Annotated in this window: 13 protein-coding genes; 3 read left to right on the top strand and 10 right to left on the bottom strand. The window is 76.2% G+C overall.

Features of this window, described 5'->3' with window-relative positions; genetic code table 11:
* Positions 1 to 9 precede the first annotated feature (9 nt).
* The 10 genes from GSF02_RS12865 to GSF02_RS12820 all read right to left on the bottom strand — a co-directional run bounded on the left by GSF02_RS12865 (position 10) and on the right by GSF02_RS12820 (position 11,374).
* Complete coding sequence (locus GSF02_RS12865; RefSeq protein ID WP_159797074.1) at positions 10 to 1,515, bottom strand: PucR family transcriptional regulator; 1,506 nt, start codon at positions 1,513 to 1,515, stop codon at positions 10 to 12.
* On the bottom strand, positions 1,512 to 2,621 hold the full coding sequence (locus GSF02_RS12860; protein ID WP_159797071.1) for a DUF917 domain-containing protein: 1,110 nt from the start codon (positions 2,619 to 2,621) through the stop codon (positions 1,512 to 1,514). Before GSF02_RS12860 ends, GSF02_RS12865 begins: the two co-directional genes overlap by 4 nt.
* 5 nt (positions 2,622 to 2,626) lie before the next feature.
* Positions 2,627 to 3,763, bottom strand: a complete 1,137-nt coding sequence (locus GSF02_RS12855) for a DUF917 domain-containing protein (protein WP_159797068.1) — start codon at positions 3,761 to 3,763, stop codon at positions 2,627 to 2,629.
* On the bottom strand, positions 3,760 to 4,851 hold the full coding sequence (locus GSF02_RS12850; RefSeq protein WP_159797065.1) for a DUF917 domain-containing protein: 1,092 nt from the start codon (positions 4,849 to 4,851) through the stop codon (positions 3,760 to 3,762). The genes GSF02_RS12855 and GSF02_RS12850 overlap by 4 nt, the downstream gene beginning before the upstream one ends.
* A 1-nt stretch (position 4,852) precedes the next feature.
* Positions 4,853 to 6,400, bottom strand: a complete 1,548-nt coding sequence (locus GSF02_RS12845) for a hydantoinase/oxoprolinase N-terminal domain-containing protein (protein ID WP_159797062.1) — start codon at positions 6,398 to 6,400, stop codon at positions 4,853 to 4,855.
* Positions 6,401 to 6,459: 59 nt separating this feature from the next.
* On the bottom strand, positions 6,460 to 7,797 hold the full coding sequence (locus GSF02_RS12840) for a purine-cytosine permease family protein (protein ID WP_159797059.1): 1,338 nt from the start codon (positions 7,795 to 7,797) through the stop codon (positions 6,460 to 6,462).
* Positions 7,798 to 7,944: 147 nt separating this feature from the next.
* The gene (locus tag GSF02_RS12835; RefSeq protein ID WP_159797056.1) at positions 7,945 to 8,550 is read right to left on the bottom strand and encodes a GNAT family N-acetyltransferase; all 606 of its coding nucleotides are present in this window, start codon (positions 8,548 to 8,550) and stop codon (positions 7,945 to 7,947) included.
* A 52-nt stretch (positions 8,551 to 8,602) separates the two neighbouring features.
* Positions 8,603 to 9,133: a GNAT family N-acetyltransferase gene (locus GSF02_RS12830; RefSeq protein ID WP_159797053.1), complete on the bottom strand. Its 531-nt coding sequence runs from the start codon at positions 9,131 to 9,133 to the stop codon at positions 8,603 to 8,605.
* Positions 9,134 to 9,230: 97 nt separating this feature from the next.
* Complete coding sequence (locus tag GSF02_RS12825) at positions 9,231 to 10,586, bottom strand: FtsX-like permease family protein (RefSeq protein ID WP_159797050.1); 1,356 nt, start codon at positions 10,584 to 10,586, stop codon at positions 9,231 to 9,233.
* Complete coding sequence (locus tag GSF02_RS12820) at positions 10,583 to 11,374, bottom strand: ABC transporter ATP-binding protein (protein WP_159797048.1); 792 nt, start codon at positions 11,372 to 11,374, stop codon at positions 10,583 to 10,585. The genes GSF02_RS12825 and GSF02_RS12820 overlap by 4 nt, the downstream gene beginning before the upstream one ends.
* 133 nt (positions 11,375 to 11,507) lie before the next feature.
* Here GSF02_RS12820 and GSF02_RS12815 point away from each other — a divergent pair, with 133 nt between their 5' ends.
* From GSF02_RS12815 to GSF02_RS12805, 3 genes are read left to right on the top strand one after another with little or no spacing between them, the layout of a single operon-like run.
* Entirely contained in the window at positions 11,508 to 12,029 is a 522-nt protein-coding gene (locus GSF02_RS12815; protein WP_159797045.1) for a DinB family protein, read from the top strand.
* Positions 12,030 to 12,032: 3 nt separating this feature from the next.
* Positions 12,033 to 12,719 carry a hypothetical protein gene (locus GSF02_RS12810; protein WP_159797042.1) on the top strand — a complete coding sequence of 229 codons (687 nt, stop codon included), beginning with the start codon at positions 12,033 to 12,035 and terminating at the stop codon, positions 12,717 to 12,719.
* Between the two features lie 4 nt (positions 12,720 to 12,723).
* The gene (locus GSF02_RS12805; RefSeq protein ID WP_159797039.1) at positions 12,724 to 13,722 is read left to right on the top strand and encodes a hypothetical protein; all 999 of its coding nucleotides are present in this window, start codon (positions 12,724 to 12,726) and stop codon (positions 13,720 to 13,722) included.
* The last annotated feature ends 8 nt before the right edge of the window (positions 13,723 to 13,730 follow it).

Raw genomic sequence — 13,730 nt, 5'->3', positions numbered from 1 at the left:
CAGGGAGGGTCAGGCGTCCGACGGCGGCACCACCGTGCGGCACGCGAGGTGCACGGCGAGGCGGGCGTCGGGGTCGGTGAGGTCGACGCCGAGCTCCTCCTGGATGCGCTGCATGCGGGTGGTCACGGTGTTGCGGTGCACCCCCAGCGCCGTCGCCGTCGCGGCCACCTGCGACTCGTGGTCGAGGTAGGCCGACAGCGTGCGCAGGTCGGTGGGGCTCAGCGGCTCCAGCAGCGACCGCGCGGCCGGGGCGAACGTGTCGTTGCCCGTCCAGGCCAGCAGCAGCTGCTCCAGCCCGAGCCGGTCGATGTGCAGGAACCAGCCCGTGGACGCGCGGGTGGTGGCCAGCCGCGCGGCGTCGGCCGCCTCGCCGAGCGTCGCGGACAGCCCCGGGCCGCCCTCGCGCAGCGTGCCGACGCCGGTGGCGATCGAGTACTGCGACTGGGCGTCGGTGTGCAGCCGGCGCAGCCGCGCGATGTGGTCGGCCAGCGTCGCGGCGCTCGGCGCCTCGGTGTAGCTGAGCCAGCCGGTGACGCCGCGGCCGCGGGTGGTCACGTGCGAGTCGACCGGGATGGCCCCGAGGCGGCGGCTGACGTACTGCGCCAGGTCCACGGGCTCGGCGCGGTGCCGGGCCACCATGCGGAAGCCCACGTGGTAGCCGATGGTGCGCCAGCCGCGCTCGCGCATGCGGCGGGCCACCTCGGGGTCGGGCACCCCGCGCTGCTCGAGGAAGTCGCCGAGCAGCCCGGACGAGCGCGACACGTCGCTGAGCGCCACCACCTCGTCGATGAGGATGCGCGCCGCGACCATCGGCATGGCCACCTCGGCCACCGTGGTCAGCGCCGCGAGCTGGGCGTCGGTGAGCACCCGGTCGTGCAGCACCAGGCGCAGCCCGCCGCGCGTCGGGCTGTCGACGCGCACCGACGCGGCGGCGCCGTCGTCGGTGCGCACCGTGTGCGCCCAGCCGGAGAAGTCGACGGCGGCGTGCAGCCGCGGCGGCAGCGGGTGGCCGACCTCGAGCAGCACCTCGTCACGGTCGACGAGCGCCACGGCGTGGCCGAGGTTCGCGGCCAGGTCCCGCAGCAGGTCGCGAAGGTCCTCCGCGTGGTACTCGATGGTCTGCGCCACGCGGCGCACCAGCGACAGCGTGAGCGCGTCGCGCTGGGCGAGCAGCTCCCAGCAGGCCCGCGCGAGCTGGGTGGGCCGCCCGGCGGCGAGCACCACGAGGCCGAGCCGCTGGGCCAGGTCGGCGCTCACCTCGCGCGCGGGCTCGGGCAGCGCCAGGCCGGTGAAGCCGCGGTCGCGCACCCGCCGCAGCAGGGCGTCGGTCTGCCACGGCGTGGGCGGGGCGGGGGACGTCAGCACGGCGAGCGCGCCGTCCGCGTGGTCGGGCAGGTCCGCCTCGGCGGTCTCGACGACGACGTCGCGCCACTCGGCCTCGCGGCCCGCGACGAGGCGCACCCCGCCGGTGCGCGGTGCGGCCAGCAGGCCGGCCAGCGAGAGGGTGGTGCTCACGGTGCCTCCGGTCGGTCGGCGGCAGGTTCGGCAGGGCCGGCAGGGCCGGCAGGGCCGGCGGGGACGGTGGCGGGCACCGGCACGTCCAGCCCCGCCAGCCCGTAGGCCGACGGCGACGCGCGGGCGTACCGCCGCGGCTCGCGCCACCACGCCGGCGCGGGTACCGCGTACAGCAGCACGCTGCGACCGCGGCGGACGCCCTCGACCGGCACGATCTCCCGCGTCACGGCGTCCACGACGACGATCACGGTCGGCGCGGCGACCACCGTCCGCCCGTCGCGGCTCAGCGCCAGGTGCTCGGTGCGGGTGACCAGCCGGTACACCGGCCCGTCGGGCGCGACGAGGTCCACCGTCGTGACGCGGGGGTCGTCGGCCAGCGGCGCCGCGCCGAGCACGCGCGCCTCGCCCACCAGCTCGCCGCCGATCGCGCGGGCGAGCTCGCGGGGGTCGCCGTGCCGGGCGGCGAGGAAGCCGCGGCCCGCGTCGAGCGCCCGGGAGACGGACCCGACGATCGCGTGCCGGGCGAGGTCGCCGACGGTGAAGCCGCCCACGACGATCCCGGCCCAGCCGCCGGCGGTCGTGGTGGCGGTGCGCAGGATCTGCTCGACGTCGGCGGGGCGCGAGCCGTCCAGCAGGACGACGCCGCCGGCGCCCGTGGTGCACGCGAACACCACGCCGGGCACGTCGTCGACGAGCAGGGAGAACTGGTCGAGGTCCGGCAGGGCGCGGCCCATGAGGTCGGCGTCGACCAGGCGCCGCCGCGGCGGCAGGGCCAGCGGCGTCAGCCCGTTCATCCCGCCGACCTCAGCCCAGCAGACCGCCGGCACGGGCGTGCCGAGCCAGCGCTCGAGCGCGGCGACGGGCTCGGCGAACGGGTCGAGCGCGGGCAGGCGCTCGGTGAACAGCATCGTCGAGCCCATGACCGCCACGGCCAGGCACGGCGTCGCCGGGTCGAGCTCGCCGACGGCGTGCAGCGGGCGCGGGGGGTGCGGCGTGCCCCGGAGCATCAGCTCCAGGACGGTGGTCGCGCCGCCCCCGCCCGCGCCCAGGAGCGCTGCCCCCGCCGCCAGCGCCGGCACGTCGTGGCTGGCGAGGGTGCGGGGCATGGCGGTCAGCCTACGGAGGCGGTGGCGGCACCCTCCACAGGCGTCTCAGCAGGCAGCGCCTGCTCCACCGGGACGAACTCCTCGTCGATGCCGAACGCGCCCGGGCCGAACGCGGCCAGCGCCTCGGGCGTGCGCATCATGTCCGGCGTCGAGATGCCGATGACGCGCACCCGCTGGCCGTACCGCAGGCCCTCGGTGGTGATCGGCTCGGCCGTCTCGGCGTCCAGCACGCAGATCAGGTCCGGCACGATCGCCACGAGCCGCCCGTCGACGTGCGCGGTGAGGTTCTCGTTCTGGAACCGCAGCTCCAGCTCGCTGCCGCCGTCGGCCGCCGCGACGCGCGCGGCGCCCTTGGCGAACCCGTCGGTGGTGCGTCGCTCGACGTCGCGCACCTTGCCCACGAACAGCTCGCGCACGTGCGAGTACAGCGTGGTGGACAGGGTCTCGGCGATCGCCTCGAACGGCGAGCGCTTCGTCTCGCGCGCCTGCCGGATGGCGGTGCCGAGGCGCAGCGCCATCGACAGGGTGCGCGGCACTGCCGTGCGGCGCACGTCCGCGCCGGACATCGCGTACTCGGCGATGTGCCCGACGCCGCCCAGGCGGATGGTCACCGCGCGGGCGAGCCACTCCATCTGCCGGTCGTCGTCGCCGGTGTCGATGACGACGGTCTCGCCGCGCTCGCCGGCCAGCGCCAGCGGGGAGCCGTGCACGCCGTAGACGGCGAACGTCTCCATGGACAGCTCGGGGAAGGCCCGGCCCATGCCGTCGGCGTCGACCACGGGCAGGCCCGTCTCGGCGGCGACCACCAGCGGGATCATCGAGTTGATGCCGCCGCACTCGATCGGCATCGTGGCGTCAGCGGTGCGGCCCAGGTGCTTCTCCAGGGTGCGCAGCGCGAGCGTCGGCTCGGTGCCGGCGGGGATCTTCTCCACCATCACCGTGGGCGCGCCCATCTGCGCGGTGGGGACGACGAACAGGTCGTCGGCGATCTCGTCCGGGTCGAGGATCGTGATGGCGCCGTCGCCGAGCACCCGCTCGACGAGCCGGCGCCCGATGTACGGGTCGCCGCCGCCGCCGGTGCCCAGCAGGGTGGCGCCGCGCGCCAGGTCGGCGAGGTGCTCGCCGCGCAGCTCCCAGCTCATGCCGCCACCCCCGCGCCGTCCGAGACCTGCCCGTCGTACCGGCGGGCCGGCACGTCGTAGCCGAAGTAGCCGGGGCCGACCATCGCGAGGGCCTCGGCCGAGTGCCAGCGGGGGTCCGCCGGCGCGGCGACCACGCGCACGCGCTGGCCGTACCGCAGGCCCTCGGTGGTGATGGCCTCGCCGCTGTCGTGCTCGAGCACCATGATCAGGTCCGGCGTCGTGACGACGACGTCGTCCCCCGCGCGGGCGAGCAGGTGCTCGTTCTGGAACTCCAGGGTGAGCGTGCCGGCGGCGCCGTCGATCCGGGCGCGGCCGCGGGCGAAGCCCGTCGTGGTCGCGCGCTCGACGTCCACCACCTTGCCGGCGAACACCTCGCGCCCGCCGAGCACCTCGGCGACCCGGGTGACGGGGTCGACGTGCTCGGCCCGGGCGGCGTCCACGGCCGCGCCGAGCTCGACGCAGGCCCGCAGCGAGCCCTGCACGAGCGACTCGCGCGCCTGGACGCCCGTCATGGCGAACCCGGCGATCATCACCGAGCAGCCCATCTCGACGCAGGCGACGCGGGCGATGCGCTCGGTCCAGGTGTTGTCCACCGTGGTCAGCACGCCGGTGTTGCCCTTGTCGTCGGCGAAGGCCAGCGGCGAGGCGGTGATGCCGTACAGCGTGGGCAGCACCATCTGCAGCTCGGGGAACGCCCGGCCCATGCCGTCGGCGTCCAGCAGCGGCAGGCCCAGCGCCGCGGCGGCCGCGACCGGGATGGTCGAGTTCACGCCGCCCACCTCGGCGCAGGTCACGTGGGTGACGGCGCGGCCGAGCACGGCCTCGAGGGCCCGCACGGAGCCCACCACCTCGTCGAGGTTGGGCAGCTTCTCCACCATCACGGTGGGCGCGCCCATCATCGCGACGGTGATCACCACGGCGTCGTCGGGCAGCTCGTCCTGGGTCACGACGGTGACCGGGCCGTGCTCGGCGATCGCGCCGGCGGCGAGCAGCGCGCCGACGTACGGGTCGCCCCCGCCGCCGGTGCCGTACACGGCAGCGCCGCGCGAGAGGCGGTGCAGGTCGGCGGTGTCGATGGTCCAGCTCATCTCACGCCTCCATGCTCAGGTCGCCCACGGCCTTGACCCGGATGCGGGTGGCGTTGCCGGGCAGGTAGGGGATGGGCACCTCGTCGAAGTCGACGACGCTCACCGAGGCCGGCACGGCGCCGGCGGCGACGGTCTTGTCGACCGCCTCCTGGCGCACGTCGGCCAGCACCTGCTCGCGGGTGCCCGGCGCGATCGCGTAGATCTTGTCGATCTCGCCGCCCACCTGGGCGATCGAGGCGCCGATGGCGTTGGCGACGGCGTAGTTGGCCGGGCGGTGCACCTGCCCGAACTCGCCGAGCTCGTCGGGCAGCAGCACCGAGCCGCCGCCGACGGCGACGACGGGGATGTGCGCGGCGGACGTGCGCATCTGGTCGATGGCGTCCTCCACGCGCTGGGCGACGCGCTTGAGCACGGCGTCGACGAACGCCGGGTCGAGGTGCGCGACGCGGTCGCGGTCGCCGATGTCGGCGCGGCCGGCGGCCACGGCGATGTCGGTGGCGGTCAGCGTGGAGCCGCCGAACACCAGCGCCTCGGTGGTCAGCCGGTAGCCCACCGACCGGGGGCCCACCTCGGCGGTGGCCTCGTCGACGATCGAGCCGCCGCCGATGCCCAGCGACAGCACGTCGGGCATGCGGAAGTTGGTGCGCACCCCGGCCACGGTCACCTCGGTGGTGGCCTCGCGCGGGAAGCCGTTGACCAGCAGGCCGATGTCCGCCGTCGTGCCGCCCACGTCGATGACGGCGCAGGTGTCCAGGCCGCTGGTGGCGGCGGCGCCGCGCATCGAGTTGGTGGGGCCGGAGGCGAACGTCGCGACGGGGTAGCGGCGCACGTACTCGTCGTCCATCAGCGTGCCGTCGTTCTGGCTGAGGTAGATCGGCGCCTCGATGCCCTGGGCGCGCACGGCGGCAGCGAGGCCGTCGACGATCTCGGTGGCCAGCTCGCGCAGCGCGGCGTTGATGACCGTGGCGTTCTCGCGCTCCAGCAGGCCGATGCGGCCGATCTCGTGCGACAGCGAGATGGCGACGTCGTCGCCCAGCTCGGCGCGCAGGATCTCCGCGGCCTGCAGCTCGAGGTCGTGGTTGACCGGGCTGAACACCGACGAGACGGCCACGGAGCGGATGCCGTGGGAGGCCATGTCGCCCGCGTGCCGGCGCAGCTCCTCGGGGTCGAGCGGCGAGATGGGCCGGCCGTCGAACTCGTAGCCGCCGTGGGCCAGGTAGCTGCGCGCGCTGATGGCGGTGCGCAGGTGCTCGGGCCAGTCGACCAGCGGCGGCAGCGCCCGCGTGGCGGGCAGGCCGAGGCGCAGCGCGGCGGTCGGGGCGAGGCGGCGCGCCTCGACCAGGGCGTTGATGAAGTGCGTGGTGCCGATCATCACCGCGGAGACCTGACCGCCGGCGAACGGGTGCTGGCGGCGCAGGTCCTGCACCGCCGCGACGATGCCGCTCGTGACGTCGGGGCTGGTGGACTGCTTGACGCCGGCGAGCACGGTGGTGCCCTCCATCAGCGCCGCGTCCGTGTTGGTCCCGCCGACGTCGATTCCGATGTGCATGGTTCTCCTTCGTGGGGTGGTGCGCGCGGCGCGCGGGCGCCGCGGTCGAGCGGGGGCGGTCAGCGGGCGGCGGCGACGGGCTCGGCCTCGGTGGTGACGGTGGCGGCCTCGCCGACGCCGCGCACCCAGCCCAGCCGGCCGGCGACCGCGTACAGCACGATCGCGAGCACCAGCGAGTTGATCGACGGGATGCCGACGTGGACGAAGTAGCCCACCAGCGACGACACGAGCCAGATCACCAGCGTGGCCGGCACGACGCGCGGGGCCGTGGCGGGCAGCGTGGCGGCGGCGCGCGTGGCGTCGAGGTCGCGGCGCCAGCGCTTCACGACGAAGTACTCGGCGACCATGATCCCCGCGACCGGCGGGAAGGCGACGCCCAGCACGGTGAGGAAGTCGCTGAACCGGCCGAGGATGCCCGCGGCGGCCAGCACGGAGCCGACCACGCCGAGCACGATCGTCGTCATCGTGCGCGACAGCGCCCTGCCGAACGTGGTGGACACGAAGTTCACCAGGCCCAGGCTCGAGGAGTAGAGGTTCCAGTCGTTGATCTTCAGGGTGCCGGTGAGCACGATGAGCAGGCCGACGACGCCGATCGACGAGGTGATGATGGCGACGACGTTGTCCGAGCCGGCGGCGTGCGCCAGCAGCACGCCGGCCAGGCCGATGACGAACTCGCCCAGCGTCACGCCGACCACCGTCTGCTTGACGACGTCGCGGCCCGAGCGGTTGAAGCGCGTCATGTCCGAGGTGATGATCGCGCCGACGATGAGGCCGCCGGCCACGATGCCCGTGCCCGCGCCGAGGCTCAGCTCGGGGCCGGGCGGCGGGGAGGTCACGAGCTCGGTCAGGGAGTGCCGGCTCAGCTCGGTGACGATCGACCAGCCGACCAGCACGAGGAACAGCGGCACCGTGATGTTGGCCAGCCACTGCATGCCGCCGAAGCCGAACGCCACGATGGCGGTGACCACGAGGCCGAAGATCAGGCACCACACCCACATGGGCAGCACGCCCGGCATGAGCGCGTCGAGCGACTCGGCCGAGATCGCGCTCTGGATGCCGAACCAGCCGATGAGGCTGATGCCGATGGCCAGGCCCACGAGGGAGGCGCCGACCTCGCCGAAGCCGGTCCAGCGGGCCAGCAGCGCCGTGTTGAGGCCCTCGCGCTGGCCGATGATGCCGACCACGCACATGATCACCTCGAGGATGATCGAGCCGAACAGGAACGCCAGGACGGCGTTGCCGAAGGTCATGCCGTAGCCGAGCGTCGCCCCCATGAGGAACTGCGACAGGGCCGAGACCTGCCCGAAGCGCTGGACGGCGATGGCGAACCAGTGCCGTTGCACGCCCGGGAGGACGCGGGACAGGGCGAAGTCGTCGGACTCTGCTGCACGTGCCATGGGGGTTCCTTCCGTTCCCGTGCCAGGACGCGGCAACGGTAGGAACGTGCCCGGGGTCACTCAAGAGGCAGTCTGCCCAGTTTTTGCGCGCCTGCTGTGCACAGCGCACTGTGCGGGTCTGCTGAACCCGGGCGCGCGGACGGCGGCTCAGCCGAGCTCGCGGCGCATCACCCAGCGGCGGCGTCCGCCGCTGTGGCCGGTCGTGGGGGCGGCGCGGACGAAGCCGTGCGCCTCGAACAGCCGGGTGGTGCCCACGTACCCGGAGACGACGTCGACCCGCCCGTCCTCGTCCACCTCGACCGGGTAGCCCTCGACCACCGCCGCGCCGTGGGCGGCGGCGTGCGCGACGGCGCCCTCGAGCAGCACGTGCATGAGTCCCCGCCTGCGGTAGCCGCCGCGGACCACGAAGCACACCGCCGACCAGGCGTCGCGCTCGTCGACGAAGGGGATCGTCCGGGAGTGCATCAGCCGGCGGTAGGTGCTGCGCGGCGCGACCGAGCACCAGCCCACCGGCACCCCGTCGAGGTAGGCGAGCACGCCGGGGCCCGGCGCGGTGGCGCACTGGTCGCGCATGTAGTCGGGGCGCTCCTCGACGGGCACGCGCGAGTCGCGGTACGCCATGCACCAGCACCCCCGGCCCCCGGGCTTCTTGACCCCCACCACCTCGGCGAAGTCGTCGAACCGCCCGAGCGCGGGCAGCACCTCGGCGTGCCCGACGGCGGAGGCGGCAGTGGTCGACGTCCCTGTCCCCATGCGGGCAGGCTACGGCGCCGCGCCGACGGTGCGCCGGCGCGGCGCCGTCCGGTCACGCCGGGATGTGGATCCACACGTCCGGCGGCAGGTCCGGGCGCCCGGGCACCGGCCGCCGCTCCTCGCTCCACGCCGCGCCCGCCGCCGTCGTCGCCACGCGCCGCCAGAACGCGACGGCCGGCGCGTTGGCGTCCTGGAACGCCACCTCCCAGGGCCCCGGGTGGGCCGCCAGCACGGCGCTCGCGGCGGCGAGCCCGACGCCGCGGCGCCGGGCCGCGGCGACGACGAAGAACGCGCTCAGCACCCGTGTGCCGCCGTCGAGCCCGCGCACCAGCGCGAAGCCCGCGGGCGCGTCGCCGAGCCGCAGCACGTGCGCCCGCCAGCCCGGGGCGCCGTCGAGCGCGGCGCGCAGCCGCTCGTCGCGGAAGCGGCCGCGCCCGTCCGGCAGCGCGCCGGTGACGGCGGACAGATCGTGGCGGAACAGCTGCCACAGGTGGGTCAGGGCCTCGTGGTCGTCGGGGGTCGCCGGGCGCACGACGGCGGGGACGGGGGCGGTGGGGTGCGCGGGGCGCGCAGGAGTGGTCATACGAGAAAACCTCCCCGCCGGCGTCGGCGGGGAGGTCTCGGGTCCGTTCTATTCTCTCACGGGCCGGCGTCGCTCACGGCGTCCCGGACGGCGTCGTTCACAGCGCCCGCTCGGGCCGGGCCAGGATCCCGGGCACGAGCCCCGCCGCGACCGCGGCGGCGCCGCGGACCACGAGGAACCCGGCGGCGAACACCGCCGCCGCGGTCAGGACCGCCGTCGGCTGCGCGAAGACGGCGTAGCCCAGCACCGGCAGCAGCAGCACGACGGCGCACGCGGCCGAGCCGCCGGCCACCACCCACAGCGGGGACATCACCGAGCGACGCGACGCCTCGGCCATCACCGCGCGGGGCACGCCCAGGCGGTCGAGCGACACGTGCACCGGCGCCCGGTCGAGCGTGGCGGCGGCCTGGTTGATGCCCACGGAGCAGGCGACCATGAGGAACGACGCGGCGACGGTGACGAGCACGCCGGTGGAGACGTCCTGCAGCAGCCAGCGCTCGTCGCCGTCGAGCGTGCCGGGGTCGCCGAGGCTGGAGATCGCCAGGCCCGCCGCGCCGAAGACGCCGACGAAGCTGGTCATCGCCACGCCGCTGACCTGGCGCCACGCCGCCTTGGGGTCCTCCAGGACCATCCGCGCGGCCAGCAGGCGCGCCACGCTGCCGGCCCTGCGGTGGGCGCGGCGGGCGCGCACCCGCACGAACCACGGCCCCACGGTGTCGAGGGCGAGCAGCGCGCCGCCGAACACCACGGCCATCACGACGATCATCGCCACGATGCCGCCCGCCTCGGCGAACAGGCCGAGCTGCCCCATGGCCACCGCGCCCACCACGACGACGCCGAGGGCGACCGCCGCGCGCGCCCAGTGGGCGCCGCCGGCCTTCTGCCGCGTGCGCACGCCCAGCGGCGTGACGACCACGGAGCGCAGGCCCGCCACGGCGCTCAGCGCGCCGAGCAGCGCGACGGCGCCCACCGCCGCCGGCACCCACGCCCACGGCAGCCAGACCTGCGCGCCGAGCGCCGCGCCGCGGAAGTGCAGCAGCCCCACCAGCGGCGCGGTCGCCGCGTACAGGGCGGTGCCGAGGACGGCGCCGGCGAGGGCCGTGACGGCGGCCTCCAGCACGGTCAGCAGCGTGACGGTGCCGGCGGTGGCGCCCAGCAGGCGCAGCGAGGCGAGCCGCTCGTCGCGGCGCCGCGCGGCGAGCCGTGCGGCCGAGGCGCCCACGGTGGCCAGCGGCACCAGCAGCAGCACGAGGGCGACGACGGCGAGGACCTGGTAGGTGACGGCGAGGTCGTCGTCCCAGCGGAAGAACGCCTGCGCGCCGCCCGCCACGAGCAGCAGCAGCGCGGTGACCAGCGTGAAGGACACCAGCGGCAGCGCCGCGGCGAGCCGGTCGTCGCCGCGGCGCCGCGCGAACAGCCCGGCCAGCCGGACCGCGGTGGCGGCGGCGCTCATCGGGCGCCCCCGGCGGGGTGCTGGGCGATCGCGGCGGCCCGCGCGTCCGCCGGGGCGGCGGGCGCCGTCGTCGGCCGCGGTGCGACGTCGCGCGGGCCCGGGCGCCCGGAGTCGGCCACGACGCGCCCGTCGCGCAGCACCACGGTGCGGGCGCAGCGGCGCGCCACCTCGGGGTCGTGGGTCACCACCACCAGGGTGCGGCCCTGCTGGACGGCGCCCAGCAGCAGGCCGAGGACCTCCGCCGACGTCGTGGAGTCCAGCGCGCCGGTGGGCTCGTCGGCGAACAGCAGCCGGGCACCGGTGACCTGGGCGCGGGCGATCGCGACGCGCTGCGCCTGCCCGCCGGACAGCTCGCCGAGGCGCCGGTGCTCCATGCCGGCCAGGCCCAGGTGGGCGAGCCACTGGGCGGCCTCGGCCTCGGCCTGCCGGCGCGCGACGCCGCCGAGCATCCGCGCGACGGCGACGTTCTCCAGCGCGGTCAGCTCGTTCAGCAGCAGCCCCTGCTGGAACACGAAGCCGAGCTCCTCGCGGCGCAGCCGGGCGCGCCCGCCGTCGTCGAGCTGCTCCACCTGCACCGGCCCGCCCGCCGCGGCGAACGTCACCGCGCCCGACGTGGGACGCAGGATGCCGGCGAGGCAGTGCAGGAGCGTCGTCTTGCCCGAGCCGGAGGCGCCCATGATCGCCACCGACTCGCCCGGCACGATGTCCAGGCTGACGTGGTCGAGGGCGGGCGCGGGGCTGCCGGGGTACTGCATGGTCAGGCCCCGGGCGCTCAGGATCGGTGTCATGCCCCCAACCTCCCAGCCGGGGCCCGGGCGGCGCGTCGCCCCCGGAGCGGATTCCCGCGGGCGGCGCCGTCATCCCGCGGTATGACGGCGGGGGCGGCGCCGTCCGCCGGGAGGCCGGCGCTAGGGTCGCGCCATGGCAGTCTCCGACGTCGAGCCCCAGGTCGACTCCGCCGACCCGGGCGTGCAGCTCGTCGCCTACCTGGACTACTACCGCGGCGTCGTCGAGCGGAAGCTCCGCGGCCTGACCGACGACCGGCTGCGGCGCACCGCGCTGCCGTCCGGCTGGACGCCGCTGGAGATGCTCGCCCACCTGGTGCACATGGAGCGGCGGTGGTTCGTCTGGGGCTTCCTCGCCGAGCCGGTGCCCGACCCGTGGGGCGACCACGCCGACGGCGTCGACGGCGGCCGCTGGCACGTGCCCGACGACGTCCGGCTGGACGACCTGCTCGGGCGGCTGCGCGCGGGCGGCGAGCGCACCCGCGCCATCCTGACGTCGACGCCGCTCGACGCGCGCGGGCGCGTCGGCGGGCGGTTCACCGCCGAGCCGACGCCGACGCTCGCGTGGATCGGGTTCCACGTGCTGCAGGAGTACGCCCGGCACGCGGGGCACCTCGACGTCGCGCGCGAGCTGATCGACGGCGCGACCGGGGAGTAGCGGATGACCGCGGACAGCGGCCGCGTCCGCCTCCCGTGGGTGCTGGAGGGGCACCAGGAGGGCTTCGCGTTCGTCCGCAGCCCGGACGCGACGCACGAGCAGGCGCGAGCCGCCGTCGAGCGCATCGGCGCGGGGATGGCGGACGCCGAGCGCAGCCGCCCGGCGGTGCTCCGGGCGATCGAGCGCGCCGGGCGGTGGTGGTACCCGGTCGGGATGGCGGTGGGCGTCCTGGTGCTGCTCCTGCTGACCGGCAGGCCGTTCGGCTCGCTGGTGGTGGGGCTGGTCGGCGGCGGCGTCCTCGCGGCCGTGGTCCGCGGGGTCGTGCGCGGCTCCGCCGCCCGGGCCCGGCGCGGCCGGCTGGGCGCGCTGCTGGACCGGGAGTCGCGCACCGTGGCGCCGGCGTCGCCGCACGCGGTCCACGTGGCCGCCACCGTCGTGGAGCTGGAGCCGCAGCTGGAGGAGCGCGCGCACGTCCTCGCCTACGCCGCCTCCCTGGAGCTCGCCGCCGACGCGGGCGGGCAGGAGCGCGCCGAGGAGCTGGACCGGCTGTACGGCGAGGTGCTGTCCCGCCACCCGAAGGACCCGCGCCACCGCCGGCACGTGGACGACGAGGCGCACATGGCGCGGCTCGTCGCGCAGGCCGAGCGGCGCCGCGCGGGCGGTCGCACCCCGCGCCGGACCGGACGGTGACCCCGTGCGCCACCTGACCCATCCCGCCTGGCAGCGGTACCTCGCGCTCCGGGACCGGATCGTCGAGCTGGCGCCCCGCATCCACGAGGTGCCGGCGGTGCGGTGGAACGCCCTGGCGGACGAGTCGACCGCGGCGCTGGCCACGGTGCACGCCGACCCGGACCTCCTGGCCGCCCTGCGCGAGCGCGTCGCACGCGCCACCGACCCGGCCGAGCTCGTCGCGCTGCACGAGGTGCTCACCGGGGCGGTCCTCGAGCACGGCGGCGACGTCGCGGCGCTGCGCGCCGACCCGCGGGTGAGGGACGTCGCCGACGAGCTGGAGATCGAGCCGGCGGTCTACCTCGCCGAGGCGGACCACGAGGCCGACCCGTACGAGGCCGAGGAGGTCCGGCCCGAGGACGAGGACCTGCGCGACCTGTCCCGCATCGGCGGCGCGCCCACGCGCACCCCGGGCGCCCGGGCGGTGCCCGAGGACGCCGTGCTCCTCCTGCAGGTCGACCTCGGCAACCTCGCGTCGGGGGCCCGGCACCACGAGGAGCTCGCCGGGGTGCTGCGCCGCCGCCCGCTGCCCGCCGACGGGCTGCTGCAGGTCTTCCACACCACCCTGGGCGACTCGCGCACCGACCCCGACCGGCCGGGCGGCGGCGCGACGCTGCGGTACCTGACCGAGGCGGACGTGCGCCGGCGCACCGCCCCGGACCTGTCCGCGCCGGCCTACCCGGTCGCCCAGGTCACCGCCACCGTGCTGCCGACGTTCCGCGCCGCCCCGCACGCCGGGCCTGCCGCGCTCGACCGGGTCGACCAGCTGCAGGAGGAGGCCTACGGCGTCGCGCGCAGCGGGGCCTTCACCGAGGAGTACCTGCGTGACCTGGAGCGCGACCCGTTCGCCGCGCGGGCCGGCGCCGTCGCGCACCTGTTCGGCCTGCCCTCGCCCGACTCCGACGTCGCCGCCGAGGACCGCGCGCTGCTGCACGAGCGCCTGCCGCTGACCGAAACCGCGTGATCCCGCGC

The organism is Puerhibacterium puerhi (assembly GCF_009846865.1).
Taxonomy (GTDB): domain Bacteria; phylum Actinomycetota; class Actinomycetes; order Actinomycetales; family Cellulomonadaceae; genus Puerhibacterium; species Puerhibacterium puerhi.
Note: the sequence above shows the minus strand (reverse complement) of the source record. Positions and strands in the feature narration are given on the sequence as shown.